Annotated in this window: 19 protein-coding genes and 1 pseudogene; 14 read left to right on the top strand and 6 right to left on the bottom strand. The window is 39.3% G+C overall.

Going from position 1 to position 24,623, the window contains the following annotated elements; all coding sequences use genetic code 11:
- Positions 1–6 precede the first annotated feature (6 nt).
- Both ACFX40_RS04260 and ACFX40_RS04255 read left to right on the top strand, forming a co-directional pair.
- Positions 7–762: a LamB/YcsF family protein gene (locus ACFX40_RS04260; protein WP_195695220.1), complete on the top strand. Its 756-nt coding sequence runs from the start codon at positions 7–9 to the stop codon at positions 760–762.
- Between the two features lie 9 nt (positions 763–771).
- Positions 772–1,959 carry an NRAMP family divalent metal transporter gene (locus ACFX40_RS04255; protein WP_028407665.1) on the top strand — a complete coding sequence of 396 codons (1,188 nt, stop codon included), beginning with the start codon at positions 772–774 and terminating at the stop codon, positions 1,957–1,959.
- A 42-nt stretch (positions 1,960–2,001) separates the two neighbouring features.
- On the opposite strand, the gene trhA is transcribed toward ACFX40_RS04255, so the two are convergent.
- A complete protein-coding gene (gene trhA / locus ACFX40_RS04250; protein WP_013055671.1) occupies positions 2,002–2,652 on the bottom strand; it encodes a PAQR family membrane homeostasis protein TrhA in 651 nt (216 codons plus the stop codon).
- A 382-nt stretch (positions 2,653–3,034) separates the two neighbouring features.
- On the opposite strand from trhA, the gene ACFX40_RS04245 reads away from it, so the two are divergent.
- From ACFX40_RS04245 to ACFX40_RS04230, 4 genes are all read left to right on the top strand, one after another.
- Positions 3,035–3,673, top strand: coding sequence for a DUF1643 domain-containing protein (locus ACFX40_RS04245; RefSeq protein WP_225049547.1), 639 nt, complete (start codon positions 3,035–3,037; stop codon positions 3,671–3,673).
- 101 nt (positions 3,674–3,774) lie between these two features.
- Positions 3,775–4,194, top strand: coding sequence for a hypothetical protein (locus tag ACFX40_RS04240; protein WP_028407667.1), 420 nt, complete (start codon positions 3,775–3,777; stop codon positions 4,192–4,194).
- 464 nt (positions 4,195–4,658) lie between these two features.
- Positions 4,659–5,312 (top strand): 5,6-dimethylbenzimidazole synthase, encoded by a 654-nt coding sequence (gene bluB, locus ACFX40_RS04235; protein ID WP_013055676.1) that lies wholly within the window; start codon positions 4,659–4,661, stop codon positions 5,310–5,312.
- A gap of 168 nt (positions 5,313–5,480) precedes the next feature.
- Entirely contained in the window at positions 5,481–6,512 is a 1,032-nt protein-coding gene (locus tag ACFX40_RS04230; RefSeq protein ID WP_208756063.1) for an AI-2E family transporter, read from the top strand.
- Here the strand turns inward: ACFX40_RS04230 and ACFX40_RS04225 are convergent.
- Complete coding sequence (locus tag ACFX40_RS04225; protein ID WP_050691266.1) at positions 6,509–7,387, bottom strand: LysR family transcriptional regulator; 879 nt, start codon at positions 7,385–7,387, stop codon at positions 6,509–6,511. The two genes, ACFX40_RS04230 and ACFX40_RS04225, sit on opposite strands and share 4 nt — an antisense overlap.
- Positions 7,388–7,548: 161 nt before the next feature.
- Here ACFX40_RS04225 and ACFX40_RS04220 point away from each other — a divergent pair, with 161 nt between their 5' ends.
- From ACFX40_RS04220 to ACFX40_RS04185, 8 genes and pseudogenes are all read left to right on the top strand, one after another.
- A complete protein-coding gene (locus ACFX40_RS04220; RefSeq protein WP_028407670.1) occupies positions 7,549–8,529 on the top strand; it encodes a zinc-binding dehydrogenase in 981 nt (326 codons plus the stop codon).
- A 231-nt stretch (positions 8,530–8,760) separates the two neighbouring features.
- Positions 8,761–9,339 (top strand): DedA family protein, encoded by a 579-nt coding sequence (locus ACFX40_RS04215; RefSeq protein ID WP_244299990.1) that lies wholly within the window; start codon positions 8,761–8,763, stop codon positions 9,337–9,339.
- Positions 9,340–9,855: 516 nt separating this feature from the next.
- Positions 9,856–10,752: a shikimate dehydrogenase gene (locus ACFX40_RS04210; RefSeq protein ID WP_028407672.1), complete on the top strand. Its 897-nt coding sequence runs from the start codon at positions 9,856–9,858 to the stop codon at positions 10,750–10,752.
- A gap of 640 nt (positions 10,753–11,392) precedes the next feature.
- Positions 11,393–12,697: an MFS transporter gene (locus ACFX40_RS04205; protein WP_208756064.1), complete on the top strand. Its 1,305-nt coding sequence runs from the start codon at positions 11,393–11,395 to the stop codon at positions 12,695–12,697.
- Positions 12,698–12,808: 111 nt separating this feature from the next.
- Positions 12,809–14,017 carry a CaiB/BaiF CoA transferase family protein gene (locus ACFX40_RS04200; RefSeq protein WP_098332413.1) on the top strand — a complete coding sequence of 403 codons (1,209 nt, stop codon included), beginning with the start codon at positions 12,809–12,811 and terminating at the stop codon, positions 14,015–14,017.
- A complete protein-coding gene (locus tag ACFX40_RS04195) occupies positions 14,017–14,973 on the top strand; it encodes a hydroxymethylglutaryl-CoA lyase (RefSeq protein WP_028407674.1) in 957 nt (318 codons plus the stop codon). Before ACFX40_RS04200 ends, ACFX40_RS04195 begins: the two co-directional genes overlap by 1 nt.
- A 151-nt stretch (positions 14,974–15,124) precedes the next feature.
- Positions 15,125–16,587 (top strand): annotated as a pseudogene (locus tag ACFX40_RS04190) (aldehyde dehydrogenase family protein).
- Positions 16,588–16,678: 91 nt separating this feature from the next.
- The gene (locus tag ACFX40_RS04185; protein WP_028407676.1) at positions 16,679–17,542 is read left to right on the top strand and encodes a sugar phosphate isomerase/epimerase family protein; all 864 of its coding nucleotides are present in this window, start codon (positions 16,679–16,681) and stop codon (positions 17,540–17,542) included.
- A 249-nt stretch (positions 17,543–17,791) separates the two neighbouring features.
- Here the strand turns inward: ACFX40_RS04185 and atzF are convergent, their stop codons facing one another.
- From atzF to ACFX40_RS04165, 4 genes are read right to left on the bottom strand one after another with little or no spacing between them, the layout of a single operon-like run.
- Positions 17,792–19,546 carry an allophanate hydrolase gene (gene atzF, locus ACFX40_RS04180; RefSeq protein WP_377254270.1) on the bottom strand — a complete coding sequence of 585 codons (1,755 nt, stop codon included), beginning with the start codon at positions 19,544–19,546 and terminating at the stop codon, positions 17,792–17,794.
- A 14-nt stretch (positions 19,547–19,560) separates the two neighbouring features.
- Positions 19,561–23,172 carry an urea carboxylase gene (uca, locus tag ACFX40_RS04175; RefSeq protein ID WP_377254267.1) on the bottom strand — a complete coding sequence of 1,204 codons (3,612 nt, stop codon included), beginning with the start codon at positions 23,170–23,172 and terminating at the stop codon, positions 19,561–19,563.
- Positions 23,173–23,188: 16 nt separating this feature from the next.
- Complete coding sequence (locus ACFX40_RS04170) at positions 23,189–23,842, bottom strand: urea amidolyase associated protein UAAP2 (protein ID WP_060746596.1); 654 nt, start codon at positions 23,840–23,842, stop codon at positions 23,189–23,191.
- Between the two features lie 19 nt (positions 23,843–23,861).
- Positions 23,862–24,599 carry an urea amidolyase associated protein UAAP1 gene (locus ACFX40_RS04165; RefSeq protein WP_060746595.1) on the bottom strand — a complete coding sequence of 246 codons (738 nt, stop codon included), beginning with the start codon at positions 24,597–24,599 and terminating at the stop codon, positions 23,862–23,864.
- Positions 24,600–24,623 lie beyond the last annotated feature (24 nt).

Here is a 24,623-nt window from a genome sequence, read left to right as displayed (position 1 = left end):
AAGAAGATGGCTACCGTTGATTTGAACTGTGACTTAGGGGAGAGCTTTGGGAACTATAGATTAGGAAATGATAAAGAAATTTTACGCTATGTAACGTCTGCAAACATTGCTTGTGGCTTTCATGCCGGAGATCCTTCGGTTATGAGAGAAACAGTAAAGCTGGCTTTGAGTGAAAATGTGGCGATTGGCGCGCACCCCGGATTGCAAGATTTAGCTGGATTTGGACGTAGATATATGAAAATTACGCCTCGAGAAGCTTATGATTTAATGGTGTATCAAATGGGGGCTCTTTCAGCTTTTATACGTGCAGAAGGAGGGACCCTTCATCATGTGAAACCTCATGGCGCTTTATATAATATGGCTGCAGGGGATCGAGACATAGCTAAAGCTATTGCTGAAGCTGTTTATAATGTTAGTCAGGAAGCTATTCTATATGGTTTGGCTGGAAGTGAATTGATTAAGGCTGGAAACGAAATGGGCCTGTGTACGTCTCAGGAAGTATTTGCAGATCGAACCTATCAACAGAACGGCATGCTGACGCCGAGAAACGTTGAAAACGCCGTGATTCAAGATGAAGAAGCGGCTATTTCTCAAGTAATTAAAATGGTCAAAGAAAAGAAAGTATTCACTGTGCAAAATGAAGAGATTCCCATTCAAGCAGATACCGTTTGTATTCATGGAGACGGTGCACATGCTGTTGAATTTGCCAAAGCTATTTGTGACAAGCTAAAAGAAGAACAAATCATTATTCAACCACAATGAGGTGACATCATGAAAAAAGAACGCAACTGGAGCGTGCTGCTCGGAGCAGCATTTTTAATGGCTACTTCAGCAGTGGGGCCAGGTTTTTTAACTCAAACAACGGTCTTTACACAAGCTCTCGCCGCAAGTTTTGGTTTTGTCATTTTACTGTCGATTTTATTAGACATTGGCGTTCAGCTAAACGTATGGCGTATTATTGCCGTTTCAGAAAAAAGAGCACAGGATATCGCTAACAATGTTTTGCCAGGCCTCGGCTTATTTATTGCTATTTTAATTGTAATTGGAGGCTTAGCATTTAATATTGGAAACGTAGGAGGAGCCGGTCTTGGCTTCAATGCGCTATTTGGTATTTCTCCTAAAGCGGGTGCAGTCATTACAGCCATCATTTCTATCGCAATTTTTTTAGTCAAAGAAGCCGGAAAATTAATGGATCGATTTGCTCAATTAATGGGCGGAATATTAATTATTTTAATGGTGTATGTGGCTATTTCGTCCGCTCCCCCAGTAGGAGAAGCAGTCTCCAAATCATTTTGGCCGGAGCACATTGATGTAATGGCGATTGTTACTCTTGTAGGAGGAACGGTAGGAGGATATATTACATTTGCAGGAGGTCACCGTTTATTAGATGCAGGAATTAAAGGAAAAGCCGCGATTCCTGAAGTAACAAGAGGAGCAGTATCTGGTATTACGATTGCTTCGATCATTCGAATTTTTCTATTTTTAGCGACATTAGGTGTGTTGAGTCAAGGGTTAAAACTGAATCCTGACAATCCACCAGCCTCTGTTTTTCAGTTAGCCGCAGGGGATATTGGCTATAAATTATTCGGCGTCGTCATGGCAGCAGCGGCTATCACTTCAGTTATTGGTTCAGCATATACATCGGTTTCCTTTATTAAATCCTTCAGCAAACGGATTGAGAAATATGAAAACTGGATTATCATTGCATTTATTACGATTTCAACCCTGGTTTTCTTGACGATTGGCCAGCCGGTCACTCTGCTTATTTTAGCTGGAGCATTAAACGGGTTAATCTTACCTATTACACTCGGAACAATGCTTATAGCGGCGTATAAAAAGAAGATAGTAGGCGATTACAAGCATCCGACTTGGCTTACCGTTTTTGGCGGTTTTGTGGTCGTTATTATGGCTGTGCTAGGAGTCTATACGCTTGTGACTCAAATGGCCAAACTGTGGTAAGGAATTCTATAACCAATTAAAAAAGGGCCTTCTGGCCCTTTTTTAATTGGTTATAGGCAATACATATAAAATGATTGCTAAAAAGTGGAGTACGGTTCCGCCAAGAACAAACATATGCCAAATCATATGATGAAAACGAAATCCTCGCCATACGTAAAAAACGGCCCCGATTGTATACAACACGCCTCCAACTACGAGAAGGACAATTCCTTGATGGGCAATGTTTTGAGTTAACGAATCCCAAGCAAACACAATCATCCATCCCATAAATACGTAAAGAATAGTGGAAATAAAAAGGAATTTCTTCACAAAAAAAGCTTTGAATACAATTCCTGCAAGAGCGATGCCCCATACAATTCCAAAAAGTGTCCAGCCGGTGGTTCCCTTTACTGCGATAAATAAAAATGGAGTGTACGTACCGGCAATAAACAAATAAATAGAAGAGTGGTCAAATATCTCAAAAAGATCTTTTACCTTACCTTCCGGAAAACTATGGACAAGCGTAGAGGAGACATAGAGAAGCAGCATGGTTACTCCGTAAATAGTAAAACTGATAACATGCCAAGGCGTTCCTTCTAACGAAGAAAGTACGATTAAAAGCGTTAATCCAACAATGCTGAGTACGGCTCCAACGCCGTGTGTAATCGCATTTGCAATTTCTTCTCCTCTTGTAAATGTGTGTGTAGTAGCCATTTACAAAATCCTTTCTTTACACAAATTTATCTTCTATTTTCTCAGAGGATCAGGTTTGAATATACCTGCTGAGAAAAAATCCGTAACTGTCAAAAACATGAGTGAAAAGGTCATTGGTTATTTCTTTATTATAGACCATTCTTTTGATTTTATCTATTTTGACTGGAGGTCCGAAAAGAGGAAAGATGTATATGTGAATGTTCACTAGCTGTAAAAAACATGTATAGAAGAAAAAATGGCTTTTTGAAAAAATGGCAGAAAAGTTGTCATGAAGGCATGATTTTGAAATACATATAAAATAAAACTTTTAACAGTCAAGGTTACGATTACTGCTTAGCTCATTTGCAATAGATAAGTAACAAGATTGTAAGAAGGCAGGGGGATGGAAGCAGTGAAAAAAGAAGTTATTTTTGATGAAACAGGCACATACAAATATTCTCTATTATGCAAATGGAGTGAAGTAAACGAACGTAAACTTACGTTTATCTTGTCATTCCCAGAAAATACGTATGAATACAGCGACGATACAGCTGTATCCAAATGCATAGAACTGGCGCAAAAGTGGGGATTTGGAGTCTTAGAAATCGTTTATTTATTCAGCTATCAAACGGACCATGTTTCGTTTTTACGCATGCTTTCAAAAGAAGAAGCTGTTGGAACAAGAACAGGTGAATATATTCAAAAAGCAGTGGAAGATGCTGAACTGGTTGTGGTAGCTTGGGGTGATCATGGAAGCATTTATAACCGGCAAGAGGAAGTAGAACGCTTTTTGAAACACAAGCCGGTATACTGTTTTGGAAAAACGAAGCAGCAATTTCCTCGCCATATTTTATCCGTCGTGCACCGCACAGAATTACAAAAATACGAAATGCCGGCTAATCGTGAAGAGTCGGAAGAAGTTTCTTCATTTATTGAAGACATAGATCAAAGTTTTGGTGGAGAGGAGTATTCTCCAATTAAACAACTAACAGAAGAAGAACCGCTTATGTTTATTGAAGATATTGCCAGTATGTATCGGTAAAAAGAAGAAGCGAGGTTTATATTCCTCGCTTTTTCGTTAGTATAAAACACCAAGTTTTGTCATATGGTTGTATCAAGAAGCGTGTGTGAAGGGGGAACTTTATGAAGTTGAATGAAGTGTTGCACCGCATCACAACTATTTATAATGAGTTAGAAGAAGAGTGCTTTCAATATATAGGGGCTGTGATCAACGAAAATGCAGAGCTGGATATTTCTCGTCTAGAAGAATTAAGTACGCTGTTAAACTTTGTATATGAATGCTCACAGGATGTATTAGTAGGTTCTATTTTAACAAAATTGGATTATGGACAACCCATTTATCAATTTGCTATGTTAAAGCCTATTTCCCTTGAAGGAAATGAAGATAAGTTAGATATTTTATATGAAGAAAAGGTAAAAGTAGAAAGGGCTATTCTAGATGTGTATACAGCTCAGCGAAAGAAGTTATTGACTGAAGCAGCTGAAGACTTAAAAGAACTTCACTACGAGCTGCAGACATACGTGTATGCTTGCAACATATAAGTGAATCTGTTGAAATGGCAAGGCATATATACAAATAAAAGGGAACATGTTAGGATAAATAAAAAGAACTCCTAATCAAAGAGTTCTTTTTATTGTAAAATATATGATTTTTAACTAGTAAAGCATAAAGACGGTGGTAATGGCAGTTACCCTTTTCTTTGTGCTTTTTTTATCCGATTGTGTTGATGATGCTGCTTACTGCGTTAAAAAAGTTCATAAGTACCTCGTTTAGCATGCAATATGCCCCCTCTCTTACTCAATATGTACAATCAAATTATCCAATTGTGTTAATGATGCTGCTTACTGCGTTAAATAAGTTCATTAAAACGTCGTTGAACATGTTTGCAACCTCCTTTATGATAGATTCATATAGTAATACGAGAAAACATAAAGTTTGGATCACATTTTTTTAATGTTTTTTTAGAAAAATAGTTAAAAAAAGAGTTTAATGGAGGTTGAAGAAGATGAATTCGTTTACAAACGACGAAAAGCAAGCAGTATACAAAGCGATTTATGGAAGAAGAGATGTACGAACATTTTTGTCTGATGAGATTCCGAATGAAACGGTTTATAACATTCTACAGGCTGCTCACAGCGGACCTTCCGTCGGGTTTATGCAGCCTTGGAATTTTATATTAGTATCTGATACAGAAGTGAAAAATAAACTTGCCTGGGCAGCAGATAAAGAGAGAAGAGCACTGGCTATTCATTATGAAGGTGAAAAGAAAGAAGATTTTTTAGAGCTCAAGATTCAAGGATTAAAAGAAGCGCCGTTAACTATTTGCGTAACGTGTGATCCAACAAGAGGGGGCTCTCATGTTCTCGGAAGAAACTCAATTCCAGAAACCGATATGATGTCAACTGCGTGTGCGATTCAAAATATGTGGCTTGCTTCATATGCAGAAGGACTGGCAATGGGGTGGGTAAGTTTTTATAAGAAAAATGATGTACGTGACATTTTACATATTCCTCCTCATATTGATCCTGTAGCGCTTATGTCAATTGGCTATACAGATAAATATCCTGAGAAACCAATCTTAGAACAAGCTAACTGGGAAAAAAGAAGGGATTTAGACAAGCTAATTTATCATAATGTATGGGAAAATGAAAAAGAATAGCGGAGAGAAAATAAAGACATACTAAAAAGCGCCGAAATATAGTAAAATTTGAATATTAAATGATACACTATATATAGCGAAAGCGGATATGAGCGTCTAGCGTATCCGTTTTATTTATATGTATACAAATGACTTGGGAAAAAGAGAGATAGGAGAATTGAAGGTTTCATGAATATTGCAAGAAGTTGGCTTCACAACAAACTTACTATTCGCATCATTACGCTTATTATCATTACAGTTTTACTTGTCAGCATTAGAAGTATGCTTCAGCTGCTGTTATTTACGTTTATTTTCACCTTTTTAATTGGTCGTCTTCAACAAACGTTAAGAAGAAAGCTTCCGCTTAATTCAACGCTTATACTCATCGTCATCTATATCACACTGATTGGGGCGCTCGGTATTGTAGGATATGTATATATCCCGGTTATTATGACGCAAGTTACTGAGCTTGTACAGAAGCTGATGTATTTTTACAAACACCCCCCTGATAATACATTCGTCACCTATATTATCGATAATCTAAAGAGATTCAAATCACCAGAAAATATTCAGCAGAATATTGATTTAGTATACAGCTATTTATCTAATATTGGAAAAGTAAGTGCACAAGTTTTCTTAGCACTCTTGTTAAGCCTATTCTTTTTACTTGAAAAGTCGCGGATTCATCGATTATTTGTCCAACTGGAACAATCTAGGCTGGGCTGGTTTTTCAAAGAAGCTGGCTATTTGGGGAGAAAATTTGTTAATTCCTTCGGCAAGGTAATAGAAGTTCAGTTTATTATCGCTTTTGTGAACAGCATTTTGTCCGTTATTGCGCTGTGGGTGTTAGGGTTTCCTAATTTGCTTGCACTTGGCGTTATGGTCTTTCTACTAGGGCTAGTGCCGGTTCTTGGGGTATTTGTTTCACTCATTCCACTTTGTACAATCGCTTACAGTTTAGGAGGCGGTGTAAAAGTACTATCTGTGTTAATTATGGTGGTAGTACTTCACGCACTTGAAAGCTATGTATTAAATCCAAAGCTCATGTCATCTAAAACAAACTTGCCAACGTTCATTACGTTTATCATTTTAGTGTTTGGTGAACACTTCTTGGGCGTATGGGGGCTAATTCTTGGTATTCCTATTTTTATTTTCTTTTTAGATTTAGTAGGCGTAGATTCAGCACAGCAACTGTCAAAAAAAGAAACCTCCGCAGACTAGTCTGCAGAGGTTTCTTTTTTTAAGCAGCGTATCGTTTTTTGAATAGTAGGATGATCGCGATGCTTAAGTTTATAAGCAAGAAAGATCTGATTTTTTACTGCTAAATGTTCAAGTTCGATTTTTACTTTTTTTTCTCGAAGCGCTTCTTGAATTAAATAGCGGGGGAGCAGGCTGATTCCCATGTGATGCTGAATGGCTTTTAACACCGTTTGAAGATTTGGAATCACGTGATGAGGCTGAATTTCAGGTCGTTTTTTAAAATGCTGCCGCCAAAAACGTCTAATAATAGGAAGTTCAAGACCATAGCTAATCCACCGCTGGTTGTATAAAAACTCTTCTACGTCTTTACTAGGTGTCATTTCAAAAGAAGGAGGGACGGTTAAGACAAACTCTTCTTCTTCAATGACCGTATATTCAATTCCAGGTATTTGCAATCTTTGGGTTGTAATCGCAATATCAATTTCGTCGCTTTGTATCTTTTCAAGCAAAACAGAAGCAATACCAAACTGGCTGTAGCAGCGGATGCCTGCATCTTTTATTCTTTCTAAAGCTTGTTCGGTAAAATACTCTACGGGAGAACCAATTTTTACGACCGGCAGCGCGTCGGGAGATGAAGCGGTCATTTTTAATTCAATTGAAGCAGCTTCTAGACTTTCAATTAACGGGACAATACGCGTGTACAGTTCTTTACCTTTTTCTGTTGGAATCATTTTTCTCGGTGCACGGATAAATAAACCTTCCCCTATTTCAGCTTCTAAAGCAGCTAAGTGCTGACTCATGGCCGGCTGCGTTAAGATCCTCGCTCTGGCTGCTTCAGAAACGGATCGGTATTTGTAAATGCTAATAAAGCTGCGATACCATTCAAAATCAATCATTTATGCTATCCTTTCTTATAAATTTATTTATGGATATCTATTTATTTTCTAATTTGTATTATAGACAAGCTCTCTTTAAAATAAAAATAGTAAGCAAATCATTTTTAGATAAAATAATAAAAGCAACGCTAGGCAAATGATTTAAAAAGGAGAGTTAGACTGTGAAAGCATTATTATTGCAAGATAAAAATAAATGGACAGAAATGAAAGTAGAAGAAATAGAAAAACCTCTTCCAAATAAAGGGGAAGTAGTAGTTGAAGTTCACGCAGTGGGACTTAATCCCGTAGATTATAAAACGGCTACTAATGGAAATCCTTATTGGACATATCCTCACATTCTAGGTTTAGATGTAGCTGGGACAATTGATGAAGTTGGAGAAGGAGTAGTTGACTGGAAAAAAGGAGACCGCGTTGTCTATCACGGGGACTTTATGAAAAAAGGCGGATATGCTGAATATGCGGTTACAACTGCTCATTCAATTTCGCGCATTCCTGATGCTGTTACATTTGAAGAAGCTGCTGCTTTGCCTACGGCAGGTTACACAGCGTATGAAGCACTATTTCGTAAACTTCCAATGAACCATATTCAAACAATCTTAATTCATGGAGGAGCTGGAGGCGTAGGAGGCTTTGGCGTGCAGCTTGCTAAAAACGCTGGAAAAACCGTTTTCTCAACAGCTTCAGCACATAATCATGAGTATGTGAAGTCGTTAGGAGCTGATTATGTAATTGATTATCGCGAGGAAAACGTCGCGGAAAAAGTATTGGAGCTGACAAATGGCCGCGGCGTAGATGCTGTGCTTGACACGGTGAGCGCAAAGAACGCAACGGATTCTTTAGATATGATTGCCTATAGAGGACATTTAGCACATATTGCTGGTGCACCTGATTATACAAAAGTAAAGCCTTTTACAAAGGTGATTTCTTATCATGAAGTAGCTTTAAATGCTGCACACCACATTGATGACATGATTGCGCAAGCGGATTTAGCAAAAATGGGCGATGAGCTTTTAGCATTAGTAGCAGAGAAGAAAGTAGCTCCGATGATTGAGCGCATCATCTCGTTAAAAGAAGTGCCAAGTGCATTAGAAGAGCTTTCAAAACGCCATGTGAAAGGGAAAATCATTGCTAAAGTTAAATAATAGCAGAAAAAAACTCTTTTATTATAACTAATAAAAGAGTTTTTTTCTGCTATTTTCTTTTTTTGCGTTACTTCACTTATGAACTGCATATGATAGAAGATAATCGAATATAGCAAACGGGTGCGTATGAGCTTTTTTTACTAGTAAAATTGCTTTGAAATCGTGAAATTTTGAATAGTTTGAGTTATGATGAAAGAACGTGAAATTTGTATGATTGAAAGGAGAAAAAAGGTGCAAGGGTTTATTGATTTTGTACAAAATTTAGGCATAGTGGGCATCTTTATTGCTACAGCAATCGAAGCTGCGGCAATTCCTTTTCCGTGTACGTTATCGATTTTGCTTATTGGCTCGGTGCTGCAGCTCTCAATATGGAAAATCCTTATTGTTTCAGCTGTTAATACCGTTATTTATATTGCATTCAACTATATTCCGTTCGTTATGGGATACAGGTTTGAATCTATTACCAAGCGCTGGTTTGGTGAAAAAAATATAAAACGTGCCCAAAAATGGTTTCATAAATATGGAAAATGGAGTATTACGATTTCCCGTCCCATCAGTATCGCAAACTATATAACCTATTTGGCAGGTCTTAGTAAAATCAAATCTAGGGACTTTGTTTTATACAGCACCTTAGGCATTTTTCCGTGGTTTGTTTTTTTGCTCTATGTAGGAGGACTTGGAGATATTGAAAAAATCCAAAAATATTTGCATGATGTTGATCGTTTAATATTTGTTACTCTTATAATCGGAGTGATAGTTGGTGCAGGCTGGTGGATGAAAAAAAGAAGAGAAAGCCACGCTCAAGAATAAAGCTATAATAATGGTTATAGCTTTATTTTAATATAAAGAAATTCTTTAAATAAAAAGATTTTTCTGAAAAATAACAAAAAAACATTTTTCCTTTTAAAAAAATGTGATACTATGATACTTAAGGTCGCTAAGAGTTGTCTTGGTTCACCCAGTGTTTACTGCAGTTATTTAATAAAAGAAGACTAGGTATAGGTAAAAGCTTTGTTTCTAGCAATGTTGAGAAATGCTGCCTTGTGAAGGGAGGTAAGAGGTACAGTACGTGTCAAACGTATGTTATTAAAACCGTAAATATGTAAGCGATTTCTTGTTTTTGCATGTGAGTAAAGAAGCTTTGGTTTTGAATGCGGCTTGTTACAGGTCGGTTGAATAGGGAGTATAGCCAAAAATTAGATCGATCTAATTATCTGTATGATATGAATGTGAAATGTGTTTGATCGTAAATGAAAATAAGTTTAAAAAGTACAGGTTAGGTACCACAAGTATTTCTGAAATTTTAATAAAACAGGAGGTAAAATCATGAAAAGCGTAGGGCGTATTAATGGCCAAACTCAGCTCATCGGCCTTTTAGCAACTCCAATTGGACATTCATTGTCACCATCCATGCATAATATGGCCTTTAAAAAACTGGGATTAAATTATGCTTATTTAGCTTTTGAGGTAGGAAATGACTCGTTAGAAGATGCGATTAAAGGGCTGAGAGCGTTAAATGTTAAAGGTTTTAATGTATCCATGCCAAATAAAACAAAAATTCTCCCGTTTCTTGATGAATTAGCAGACAGCGCTAAATTTTCAGGAGCTGTCAATACGGTCGTAAACGATAATGGCGTACTAGTTGGGCATAGCACAGACGGTATGGGCTACATTCGAAATTTAAAAGAGCACGGCGTGGATATTACAGGGAAAAAAATGACGTTGATCGGTTCGGGTGGAGCAGCGACGCCTATTGCTATTCAAGCGGCTTTAGAAGGACTTGAAGAATTAACAATTTTTGCTCGTCACGATGAATTTTATTCAAAAGCTGTAGAAAACGTAAAAATTATTAATGAAGAGATGAAACATGTTTCATGTAAAGCGAAGCTGTATTCTCTTGAGGATACAGACAGGTTAAGAGAAGAAATTAAAACGAGCGATATTTTGACAAATGGAACAGGAGTGGGAATGAAACCGTTAGAAGAATTCAGCATTATTGAAGATATATCAATGCTGCGCCCTGATTTAATTGTAACAGATGTCGTGTATATGCCTATGAGATCAAAACTGTTAGAACAAGCTGAATCAATTGGATGTCACACCATTAACGGAATAGGAATGATGATCTGGCAAGGGGCCATGGCGTTTGAATTGTGGACAGGAAAAGAGATGCCTGTGGAGTATATTAAGGAACAAATGTTTGAACCGAGCTTACAATATTGAAAACTCATATCTTCAAACCTTACTAGAAACTTGTACGAATGAAGTGTCTGTATTTTCTATTTCTTTAACGCAATAAGAGAAATGTTTGTAAAATTAATACAGTTATTTCTTGAATTTATTATATCAAAAAAGTGTGTATCTTAATTTTCTAAAAATTAAAAATATATATTGCGCAGGCAAATGTAATTCAGTATACTAAAACTCAAGTTTGAATTGATTTTATATTAGGCTGGGTCAAAAGCAGACGCTTAACAAAAAAAGGCAGGTGTTACCATGAGAAATTAAAAAAGCAGACGTTGATCATCATGTTCGGATATTTGAGTAGATCATAAAATATACAGCACCATTCCGCAATATGTGAAGAGATTCCCGTTGGAATTAGATCGTTCTAATAAAAATTTATTGGATCGTTCTAATTAGAACTTTCTATTAATCTTTTTAATTCCACTAATAAAATGTTTTTACGAAAGGATAAAAAAATAAGTAAATAGCTAGAGGATTAGGTTTTCAGCATTGCCATCTTTCAACTTTAGTTCAGACAGACTTTATGTAAGCAAACAATTATAAATGGGATCTGAGCAAAGAAATATTCCGTAAAAATGAAAGCGCATACTTAAAATCTTATGAGTGAGGGAAAAGAATGAAAAAACATCGTTGGTCGATTGTATTCTTGATTGCGGTTGGTGTAATTGTAAACTATTTTGATCGAATTAATATGTCCATTGCTATGCCGTTGTTACAAAAAGAATTTAACTTGACAGCAGGTCAGATGGGGATTTTTCTATCAGCATTTGCATGGTCTTACGCTTTACTTCAACTTCCTATAGGGCCTTTGCTAGATAAAATAGGCGTAAAATGGGTAACGCGTGTAGCGACCGTGATATGGACAGTAGCTTGTCTTTTAACTGCAGTAGCAAATGGATGGGGGTTAATTATTTTATCTCGCGTGCTGTTAGGAGTTGGAGAAGCACCATTCTTTCCATCCGCTGCCAAAGCAGTTAGCCATTGGGTTCCGCGTCAGGAACGCGGAAAAGCTATCGCAGCTTATGATTCTCAATCCAAACTTTCCAACGCCATCGGGGCGCCTATATTAGCACTAATTGTAACAGAGTGGGGCTGGCGAGGCGGTTTCTTAGCAACTGCTATTCTTAGTTTCATATATGCTATTGTTTATTGGATCTGGTATCGTGAACCTCATGAAGATGAGCGTTTGACGAAAGAAGAATATGCCTACATTGTTCAAGGCGGTTCTCAAAGTTCAGAAGAAGTTAAAGGCAGTGCAATGGAGAACATCCGATATTTGCTAACTAAAAGAAAAGTCTGGGCAGTATTCATTGGGTTTGCGGCATACGGCTATTCATGGTTTTTGTTCTTGACTTGGCTTCCTGGATATTTAGCAACAGAAATGAACATGTCTATTTTAAAATCAGGCTGGTACTCGGCTATACCTTGGATTGTAGGTACTATTACTGAAATAGTAATAGGGGGCTGGCTTGTTGATCGTCTTATTAACAAAGGGTATAACCGGACGCGTGTCAGCAAGTTTTTTCTAGTAATAGGTATGGTATTTGGTTTGTCAATTATTGGGGCAGCATTTACTCACAGTGCGAACGTAGCTGTATTTTGGATTTCAACAGCACTTGGAGGTCTTGTTGTCACATCTGCTGTTGCCTACAGCATTCCTACATTTATTGCACCAAAAGGAACGGTAGGAACATTAACGGGACTTTTAACATTCGGGAATAACTCGATGGCTATTGTTGCACCTATTACGACTGGGTTTATTGTTCAGGCCACGGGTTCATTTATGTATGCTTTCCTTTTAGCAGCTGCTTTTTTAGTGATTGGAATTTTAAGCTATACGTTCTTATTAACAGATTTAGACCCGATTGAAAGCAAAGAGTCTATCCTATTAGAAGAAAAAGAGTTAACTTTAGAAAAATAAATAATCTTACTATTCCGACTATTGGTATTCGTTTTTAACATATCAAAGGAAATCTACCAATTAATTATATTAGTTAACCATACAAACAGTTATTACCGGAGGGGATTCAACGTGTTAATCAAAAATTATGGACCTTTAACAGGAGTTCAAATACTAGATATTTCTACTATGATTGCTGCTCCCTTTGGAGCTACTTTACTAGCGGACTTGGGGGCGGAAGTAACCAAAATTGAACTTCCGGGAAAAGGAGATACGCTTCGGACTGTAGGGCCTTGGAAAGGAACTGAACCCTTAAGGTGGCCCGGACTTGCTCGCAATAAAAAGTCCGTTACGCTGGACATTCGATCAGAAGAAGGAGCAGAAATTTTCAAAAAGCTAATTAGTGGCGTAGACATTTTAATTGAAAATTTTCGCCCCGGTACACTGGAAAAATGGAACTTAGGATATGAAGAGCTTAAAAAAGTTAACCCTAAGTTAGTAATGGTGCGCGTATCAGGTTATGGACAAACAGGTCCTTATCGAGAAAAAGCTGGATTCGGTACACCTGGGACAGCATTTAGCGGACATACTTATTTACAAGGATATTCAGATCGTCCACCCGTCAGTCCTTCTTACTCTTTACTAGATTATGTAACGGGCATATATACTGCGTTCGCTTGTGTAAGCGCTATCTATCATAGAGATGTACACGAACAGCCGGAAGGTCAAGTAGTAGAAATGGGATTATATGAATCTATTTTTCGAATGATGGAATTTTTAATCGCTGAATATGATCAAAACGGAAAAGTAAGAGAGAGAAGCCCTGGACTTGCAGGTCACTCAAGCCCTGCAGGCACATATGAAACAAAAGACGGAAAGTTTGTTGTATTAGTATGCAGTACAGACTCTACCTTTGATCGTCTTGCAGAGGCAATGGAAAGAAAAGATATGTTAAAGGATCCGCGATACTATACAAACGTAGAGCGTCTAAAGCATGATCATGAAGTTCAGGAAATTGTGTCAAATTGGATTAAGTCCTTCACTCAAGACGAGCTGCAGGCAAAGTTAGATTCATTTGGTGTGCCGGTTAGTCCTATTTACAGCATTGAAGATATATTTAATGATCCTCAGTATAGAGAACGAGAAAACATTGTAGAAGTAGAGCACCCCCGCCTAGGAAAAATTAAGGTTCCGGGAGTAGTGCCAAAGTTTTCACATACACCAGGAGCAATTCGTCATCGTGCCCCTGAATTGGGAGAACATAATGAAGAAATTCTAGGCGGAAAACTGGGGTTATCAAGTGAAGACTTAGCGGTGTTAAAAGAAAAGGGGGTTATTTAATGAATACTATTCAAAAAATAGAATTACCGGAAAAAGTTATAATCTGTGAAGTGGCCCCAAGGGATGGGTTTCAAGCTGAACACGAGTGGATTCCTACAGAAGAAAAAATATCTATTATTCGTCAGCTAGCCAAGACAGGCATTCAATCAATGGAAATTACATCTTTTGTACACCCAAGAGCGATTCCTCAGTTAAAGGATGCCGAGCAGGTCGTAGAAAGTGTTCAAGATTTAACAAATATCAAATTTCGCGCGTTAGTGCCGAATGTAAAAGGTGCACAGAGAGCCATTGACGCCGGAGTGAAAAAGTTAAAGCTTATGCTTTCAGCTACAGATTCTCACAGCTTATCTAACGCAAATTGTTCTGTAGAAGAAGCCCAAAAAGGTTTTTATCCTATTATCGAATTAGCGGAAAAGCATAACGTTAAAGTAGGAGGCTCAATTTCGGTAGCGTTTGGATGTCCTTATGAAGGAAAAGTTGCTATAGAACGCATTTCTTCTATTGTAGAACGATACAGAATGATGGGTGTCGAAGAAATTTCTTTAGCGGATACAACGGGGATGGCAAACCCTCAGCAAGTGTATCGTATGCTAGGGTTTCTTAAACGAAATTATCCCGGCATTATTTTCTCCATGCATTTGCACAATACGAGAGGAATGGCATTTTCTAATGTAGTGGCTGCTTTGCAGCAGGGTGTTATTCATTTTGATAGTTCTATTATCGGTTTAGGAGGGTGTCCCTACGCTCCAGGCGCCACTGGTAATATAGCTACAGAAGATCTGGTTCATGGATTAAGTGAAATGGGAATCCATACAGGCATTGATCTTAACAAGCTTATTGAAGCAGCAAAAGAGGTGAAGCAAGTAATTGGTCATGACGGTGGAAGCTATATGCTGCAAGCAGGTCCTTGCTCAGAACTTCATGCCAAGCCAAAGGTTCAAGAGAAATTAGTATAACTAAGCCGCGAACATGATAGCCTTTTAGGAGGTGATGGGAGCGTTTAAATTAAAATAAATTAGATCGATCTATTTTTCTCTCATGTAAAAACGTTCAGGCCTTGTTTTATATAAAAATTTGTTTAATAAAAATGAAAAGTTGGTGCTAAACATGATAGAAACTATTGAAAAAAAATCACAGCCTTATATTAACGGTGGATGGATTATTGAAGATCGAGAAGTTGCTTTAATAAAAAACCCCTATTCTGGAGAAGTCATAGGTGAGCAGCTATTAGCGAATGAAGAAGATGTTGAAAAAGCATTAGCATCAGCCTATGAAGCAAAAAAACATGTCGCCGCCCTTTCTTCTTACCAGCGTTCTAAAATTTTAAAGAAAGCGGCTCTATTACTAGAACAAGAGAAAGAAAAATTTGCTCGACTTATTTCTTTAGAATTAGGAAAGCCTTTGAAAAATACGCTGGACGAAGTGGCCCGTTCAATCGAAACATTGGAACTGTCAGGGGAAGAAGCAAAAAGATTGATTGGCGAAACATTGCCTGGCGACGTTTCAGAACGAGGCGCACAAGCTATTGCATCTACTTTCCGAGTGCCCGTTGGTGTTGTAGCGGCTATCACACCGTTTAACGCCCCTTTAAATCTTGTATGCCATAAAATTGGGCCGGCTTTTGCTGCTGGGAATAGCGTGATTTTAAAGCCGTCTTCGCAAACAACTTTGATTGCAACAGAGCTCTTAAAGTTGCTGCTGCAGGCAGGATTTCCTAAAGATGCTGTAAATATGGTGCTTGGTCGAAGACAAGTTGCACAGCAAATTGTAAAAGATGATCGCGTGAACATTATTTCATTTACAGGTGGAACGGTAGCTAGTAAAAACATTTGTGAGCTAGCTGGAATGAAAAAAGTATTGCTAGAGCTAGGAGGAAATGCTGCAACGATCGTCCATAACGACGCAGATTTAAACCGTGCTGCGGCTATGTGTGCTAAAACCGGATTTAGCAATTCCGGGCAGAGCTGTATCTCTGTTCAGAGAATTTATGTACATCAATCTGTGGTCTCTGAGTTTACCAATCTTTTAAAAGAAGAGGTACTGAAACTTAAAATCGGAGATCCCTCATTGCCTGATACGGATGTGGGATGTGTAGTAGATGTCCATGCAGCTGAGCGAGTGACGAGCTGGATTGATGAGGCTGTACAGTCGGGGGCACAAGTGATATGCGGAGGAGAGCGCCGCGGAGCTACGGTGGAACCTACCGTTCTACTAAATCCTTCTAAAGAAAGTAAAGTTATTTGTGAAGAAGTATTTGGCCCTATTATTAGTATTGTGCTATTAGTATTGTGCCGTACAATACGATTGAAGAAGCTATTGAAGAGACAAATGATTCTGCTTTTGGTCTTCAAGCAGGGATTTTTACGAACAAAATGGATTTAGCTTATAAAGTAGCTCATTCTCTTGAAATGGGCGGTGTAGTTATTAATGGAACATCTAACTTTAGATTAGATCATTGGCCATATGGCGGAGTGAAAAACAGCGGTATTGGCAGAGAAGGTCCACGTTACGCCGTTGAAGAAATGACTGAAACGAAGATGATTGTATTAAGACTGCCTACAGAGAATTAAAATCGAATCAATATGCAGGACGTTTATAAGGATAGATCGTCATTTTAATTAGATCGATCTAATTTGTTTGAATAAAGGAGGAATTTATAAAATGTCTAATCAATTTTCTCTTGCGTATCTTACTGTTCTTGGATGTTCGCCGCCTGAAATGACGTATATGGCTGCGAAGGCAGGATATGATTTTGTTAGTTTAAGGCCAATTTACATGGGATTGCCTGGAGAGCCTAACTATGCGTTAGCTGAAAATAAGCAGCTGATGCGAGAAACAAAATCTGCTATGTCAGAAACAGGAGTGAAGCTTCTTGATATAGAGTTAGCGCGTATCTATGAGGGAGTTGATCCAAAACGTTACTTACCTGCAATGGAAGCAGCTGCTGAACTTGGAGGGCGTCACGTCCTTAGCAGCATTTGGACGGACGATCGCAATTTTGGTATCGAATGCTTTGCTGAACTCTGTGATCTAGCTAAGCCTTTTGGGTTAACCATTGAATTAGAATTTGTTCCTATTGCGAGCGTATACAACCTTAAAGGCGCAATGGATGTTCTTCATACGGCTAATCGTGAAAATGCAGGTCTTATGATTGATATCCACCATTTTCATCGATCAGGAGATAAGGTGGAAGATTTGGACGACGTGCCTCGTGAGTGGTTTCGCTATCTTCATCTTTGCAATGCTTCTGCGGAAATTCCAAGTTCAAAGGAGGAGATGACTCGAGTTCTTAGGGAAGAACGATTGTATTTAAATGAAGAAGGTATTGATGTTGCAAGTATTATTAATCGTATCCCGCAGGTTCCTTATTCCATAGAGTTGCCAAATGTAAAACGTGCTAGCGAACTAGGATATGAAGAGTTTGCGCGCCAATGTTTACAAACTGCTAAACAATACTTAGATAAATATCCTCGCAAGAAGTATGTTTCTCATCAAGATCAGCTGCGTTTTCATTCTACACGATAGGTGCTTTGGAGAGTATTGTGCAGCTTGCCTTTTAGGTTTATTTAATTAAAGTACCCCCACTTAGCAAGCTTAAAGTGGGGGTATTCTCTGTTAAAACGGTAAACGTAAGAATTAAGAATAAATATAAAAGTGCCACATCATACATTCACTTTGTCATAATTAATGCTAAGTTCTTATTTTTATATACATTGAAGGTTTGATGAAAAAGAGCTGTTGAGAATGTACTCAACAGCTTAGTAAATAATCGATTTATGAGTAAGTTGAGAGAGCCCGCCAGCTTCTATAAGACGTAATATCCTCCGCATCTTCTGTCGCATGAGCTTCACAAAGAAAACCCGCTACTTCACTGCCGTCTTCAAGAGTGATTTTGCCTAGTCCGAGAGGAGAAGGGATAGAATCGGCAAAAGAGCCGAGTAGTGATAAAGGCATTTCCCAAAGTTCAACTTCAATTTTTTCTCCTTGTTGATGTGTTCGCAACAGCCCCGGTTTTGCTGGAGAAGTAGGCAGTTTAAAAAGCTGGTAATAAGGAGCGGTTCGGTCTTTTCGTACGAATGAAGCTCCGTGTTCACGCATTTGAGATTCAAGTGGAAACCCGCGCATATGCAAACCGCAAACAGCTACTAATGTTGTATCTTTTTTTGAATCAACGGTTCGTTCCCCATTTAAAAACAATTCGCTGAGTCCGCAAATGAATTGTTCGCCGTCAAATGTAGAGAAAAATGAAATGCCAAACGGTAAATCAAGATCCGCATCTTGAGATGGAAGAGAGACAGCACACAAGTCGAGTAAGTTACAATGATTTGTAAAACGCCCCATGTCACTGTTTGTTTCAATTGGATTTTCTCTTACTTGTTCCCGCGTCCACGTTCCGCCTGCTGTCGGCATAACAAGAACAGCATTTTTAAGCTGATGATATGCTTTATGTTTAAAGGATTGAAGCTTATGTGAAGCTTGAAATAAAGCAGCAGCATCATATTCTGATTTAGCTCCTGAACGAAGCACTTGCTCGGTTACAGGAAAGGCTGTTTCTTCATGAGAAGTGATAAATTCTCCTAAGTCAGCCCAGCGCTCTGCTACGTAAGGGCCGTCATATAATAAAGCAGCTGCTTCACTTAAATACGAGCCGTCCATGTATTCGATAGGAATAGATAAATCTTCAATCTTTTTCACAGCTTGTTTCCATGTTTTTTCGTACTGCTCAGCAAACGGCCCGTAAAACGAAAGCGGTTCTTTTACCATATAAATTTTTTCAGGAAGGGCCGAAGAAGCCCGAACAACAGAGCGTGACCATGGGTCTCGATCGTCTACTCCTCTAATAATGGAATCTACGAGCAGTACGTCACTCCATTCATGAGCAAAAGCAGTGACGCAGTCTAAGCTTTTACATGCCGGAACTACACCTGCAGATGGCCAAGCTCCAAGGGAAGGTTTGTAGCCGATTAGGCGATTTAAACCAGCTGGAACCCGCCCTGAACCTGCTGTATCGGTGCCTAAAGAAAAAGCAGCATGCCCCCGAGCTACGGATACAGCTGATCCTGAGCTCGATCCGCCGCTAATGAGCTCTGGCTTTAACGCATTCTGCGTTTCGCCATACGGGCTTCGTGTCCCGACCAGTCCTGTAGCAAATTGGTCCAGGTTGGTCTTTCCAAGAGGAATAGCACCTGCATCGATAAGGCGTTGCACAACCGTAGCATGTTCAGAAGGGGTATACGTATATTCTTTACATCCGGCTGTCGTCGGTACATGTGCTACATCGATATTATCTTTAACGGCGAATGGAATTCCCCACAAAGGTAACGCTTCAGGGCCTAGCGTAGCTAAGCGATCTAGATAAGGTTTTAACTCACCGAGTGTGGGAGGGGTAATCCAAATATTCATGTCTTTGTCAGCTTCTACCCGCGCAAGAATTTGATGTACTACATCTTCTGGAGTTAATTCTTTTTTGATATACATATCACGTAACCATTGAACCGAAAATGTTTTAGGCAAGCTCACTGTTTTCATTGTATCCACCGTCCTTAATGAGTAATTGGAGCAAAAGCTTTTATACCGGCAATCAGCTGTCCAGCTTGTACTTCATCGCCGGGTTTCACATGAATAGAACTGATATATCCATCCATAGGTGCTAGCTGCGGAAACTCCATTTTCATGCTTTCTTCGATAATTAACGTATCGCCTTTTTCAACTTTTTGTCCTTCTTCTACAAGAACTTTCCATACGCTTCCCGGCATTGTACAGCGCGCAGCTTCCGTACCTTCAGGCAGTTCTTGTTCCATAATTTCAGTTGTTTCGTGTTCAGAGACGTACTCGGCTAAACCAAGTGCTTTCCAATTTTCTCGTTCTGTTTGAAAAGCAGCCTGCTGGGTATGACGAAAAGCAGCCGTGCTTTTTTCAATAGATGAAAGAAAATTTAAATATTCTCCAAGTTTAAACGTTGTCTCCGTAATATCTGCTTCAAATCTCCCACGAAGGAAATCTTCGCGCAGTTTTAAAAGCTCGTCTGCTTCTACTGGGTAAAATTGAATTTGATCAAAGAAACGAAGAAGCCACGGTTTTCCTGCTTCAAAACTTTCCGTTTGACGAAGTCGGTTCCACATTTGAATCGTGCGTCCCACAAATTGATAGCCGCCAGGACCTTCCATTCCGTATACGCACATATACGCACCGCCAATACCAACTGCATTTTCAGGCGTCCATGTACGGGCGGGATTATATTTCGTTGTAACTAAGCGGTGACGAGGGTCTAAAGGCGTAGCAACAGGTGCGCCTAAATATACATCTCCAAGCCCCATTACAAGATAATTAGCGTCAAATACAACTCGTTTAACATCTTCAAGGTGGTTCAGACCGTTTACTCGGCGAATAAACTCTAGATTGCTTGGACACCATGGTGCATCTGGACGAACGTTTTGCTGATAGCGTTCAATAGCTAATTGAGTCGCAGGATCATCCCATGAAAGTGGAAGTTTTACAATACGAGACGGAACTTCCATTTCTTCAAGAGGAGGAAGCGCGCGATCAATAGTTGAAATGTGCTGACAAAGTTCAAGAATAGACATTTTTGTTGCATCAATATGAATTTGAAGAGAACGGATACCAGGCGTTAAATCTAGAACCGGTAAATCCTCACGCTTTTGGATAGCTTCCATTAAAGCATGTACTTGGAAGCGAAGCAGAAGATCAAGCTCCATTTCTCCGTATTCCACAAGTATATTCGCATCGCCTGAGCAGCGGACGGAAAATGGGAAGCGTCTATTTTCCGTTTCGTTAATCAGCAGCGGATAATCGCTTTTAAGCGGCTGTGCTACTGGATTTGTAAGTGCAGGAAGTGATGCAGGTGTTCCGATATGCTGTAAAAAGTCTTCCTGAGTACACTTGAGTTTTTCAGCTTGTTCAAGGTCAATTAATTTAAACGAAATTTTATCTCCGGGATGAAGCTGTCCTATTTTCCAAAACTCTGCTGAAGCGGTGGTAACCGGGCAAACAAAGCCTCCAAGACTCGGACCGTCTGGGCCAAGTAAAATAGGCATATCTCCCGTTAAGTCTAAGGTGCCGATGGCATATGCGTTATCATGAATATTTGATGGATGCAAACCGGCTTCTCCTCCATCTTCACGGGTCCAAAAAGGAGCGGGACCTATTAACCTAACGCCTGTTCTAGAGCTGTTAAAATGAACTTCCCACTTTGTATCTGTTAGCTGCTGTAAGTACTCTGGCTGTAAAAATTCCTCTGTACAATGAGGTCCTGGAATTACTCCGATTGTCCATTCTTTAGCCATGGCTGGCTGATAGGAAAGAGCAAGTTCATTTTCAACGTGAGCGTGTTCAGAGACACGGAGTACATCTCCCGTACGAAGTGCTCTTCCGCCGTGTCCTCCGAAACTTCCTAGTGTAAAAGTAGAAGAACTGCCTAATATTTTAGGCATATCAAGTCCGCCGCCAATCAGTAAATACGTACGCATTCCTTCGGTTGCTTCACTAAATGAAAGAATTTGTCCCGGCTTTGCTCTAATGGTCTTATACATAGGAATTTCAGCGCCGTCTAATGTAGCATGCATGTTGGCACCCGTAATGCAAAAAGATACATTGTCTCTAAATTTATAAGAGCCGCCTCGGAGAGTCATTTCAATCCCTGGTGCATCTGGGGAGTTTCCGAGAAGTTTGTTTCCTATGCGAAAAGCAAAAGGATCCATTGGACCGCACGGAGGAACCCCTACGTTCCAGTGCCCGGTGCGCCCCGGGTAATCTTGAACAGTGGACTGAACGCCTCCGTCTAATACTTCGAGTGCTTGTTCGCTTGGGTTATATGAGTTAAGCATTTGAGTATACACGTCGCCTGTTTTGCACGCTTTTTCTTCTAACAGTCCCTGCAAGTATTGAAGATTAGTAGTAACGCCGTATAATCTTGTCTCTTTTAAAGCAACGCTCAATTTTAGAAGAGCTTCTTCTCGTGTTTTTCCATGAACGATAATTTTAGCGAGCATAGGATCATAAAGTGATGTTACAGTAATACCGTCCCGTACCCACGTTTCAACCCGAGCATTTTTAGAGAAAATTGCTTGGTCAATTTGCCCGCCGCTGGGACGAAAATCATTTAAGCAATCTTCTGCATAAATACGAGCTTGGATACTGTGACCTGAAGGCACAGGAAGCAAAGAAGGAAGATTTACTAGCTCATCGCATGCTTCTTTAAGCATCCATTCTACTAAATCAACGTTTAACACTTCTTCTGTAACGCCGTGCTCTACTTGAAGACGAGTATTTACTTCTAAAAAATAAAATTTCTCTGCTTCAGCGTCATAAAGAAACTCTACCGTTCCTGCGCTTCGATATCCGACTTCTTTAGCTAGTCGTGTAGCTGCTTGCAGCATATTTTCCCGTATATATGAAGGGAAGTTTGGAGCTGGGCTTTCTTCAATTACTTTTTGATTTCTTCGTTGAATAGAGCAGTCGCGTTCTCCTAAAGCCACTACTTCTCCAAAAGAATTACCGAAGATTTGAACTTCCACATGGCGAGCTTTTTGAATGTATTTCTCTAAAAAAACACCGTTGTTTTTAAAGTTTGTTTGTGCTAAATGGCAAACTGAGTCAAAAGCTGCTTGAAGAGCTTTTTCATCTTGGCAAACACGCATTCCAATTCCGCCGCCGCCAGCTGTACTTTTTAACATAACGGGATAGCCAATCTCTTCAGCAGCACGTACAGCTTCTGATACATCTGTAATAAGAGGTGTACCGGGAAGCAAAGGCACGTCGGCTTTTTGCGCAATTTCCCGAGCTGAATGTTTTAATCCGAATATTTCCATTTGTTGGGGTGTAGGACCAATAAATACGATTCCTTCAGCCTGACAGCGACGAGCAAATTCCGCGTTTTCACTTAAAAAACCGTAGCCTGGATGAATAGCTTCCGCGCCTGTTTTCTTTGCAATATCTAGAATAAGGTCTTCGTTTAAATAACTTTCTTTGACTGGGCCGCTGCCAATTAAAATGGCTTCATCTGCTTCATCAACGTGCAGGCTGTCTTGATCAGCTTCTGTATAAACAGCGACAGATTTCACTCCTAAATGTCGTAATGTTCGCTCAATTCTAACGGCAATTGCTCCTCGGTTCGCAATTAATACTTTTGTAAACATAGATGAACACTCCTTTTTATAATGAATCCCAAATAACTAAGCGAATAGGGGTAGGGTTATAATCGTTGCACGGATTGTTAAGCTGAGGGCAGTTGCTGATCAATACAAGTGTAGGATTGATAGCTTCCATTTCTACATAGTATCCAGGTGCAGATACCCCGTCATTAAACGTTAATCCGCCGCTTGGCGTCACAGGTACATTCATAAAAAAGTTTACGTTTGGTGCTAAATCTCTTTTGGTGTAGCGGCTATCATATTTTGATAGCTGAAGCATAAATGTATCTCGGCAGTTATGCATCGGAAGCGTGTTATGTGCATAGCGTACGGTGTTGCTTTGTGCCGAACAAGCTCCGCCTAAGGTATCGTGGCGTCCGCACGTGTCAGCAACAATTTTGACTAGTTCTTTGCCAGATTGAGAAAGCAGCACTGTGCCGGTAGATAAATAAATATTTCCTTGATTAGCAATCGTAGATACTGCACTGTAATGATCTTCTAGGTTTTCAGCATCAAAGAATAAAGTATCCGCTGCTTGATTGCCTTCTACATCTATTATTCTAAGCGTTTGGCCGGGTTTAAGCTCGTGCATCCAGCCGTCCCCAGCCAGTACCGTTTCATCATAAATTGCGTTCTCTATTTTTCTGTTGCTTTCCACTCGATTAAATACAGCCATTATAAAGCCTCCTTTATTTTTAAATCGTTGATAGTGTTTTATTTCCAAGCAATAGATCATAAGACCATGTGTTTTCAAACGCTCGTTTATTTTCAGGTCTAAAATTTAAACAGTAGTCGTCTGAGCTTACAGGAGCTGCTTCATCTACGGTTATTTCAATCGGAACAGAAGGGTACGTTCCGCTCGGGTCTAGAGGGTTAGGTGTATTAGACAGTAAAAAAAGCAAATCCATTTCTGTTCTAAGCGTAATAAAATCTCCTTTTTTACAATGAGAAGAAACAAAATTCATATTGCCTTTTTCGTCGCAGTATATTTTTGAAAATAAGTTAAGGTTAGGGACTAAATCCCGTGTTGTTAAACCGTTGCGCAAAAGCTCCATTGAAAAATTTTCTTCGCCATTTCTTCGCCATTCGTTTCGAGATTCTTGATAAGTAGATGCGCCGTATTTTTGATGAGTTAAGCTGCGCGTAGTGTAGCCTGAAATGGTATCATGCCAGCCGGTGGTGTCAGCAGTAATGCTTGCAAATGCTCTGCCGTTGTCACTCATCAGAACGTGTCCTTTTGTTAAGTGAGCAGTGTGCTGAGCTTTTAAGGTATCGGGCATGTTATATCGTTCTGTTAAATCATAAGCGTTGTATAATAGTAGGGAGACATTTGCACCGGATTCTTGTGCGGTAAACGTCACCGATTTTCCTCTTCCAATTCGGCCTGACCATTTTCCACCAGCCGGGATTGTTTGCTTCCATATAGAACTCATAAAATAACCTCCTTAGAATAAAAA

The sequence above is a fragment of the Priestia sp. YIM B13552 genome, assembly GCF_042787775.1.
GTDB classification, from domain to species: Bacteria; Bacillota; Bacilli; order Bacillales; family Bacillaceae_H; genus Priestia; species Priestia megaterium_E.
The sequence above is the reverse complement of the archived record's forward strand: the minus strand, read 5'-3'. Positions and strand labels throughout refer to the sequence as shown.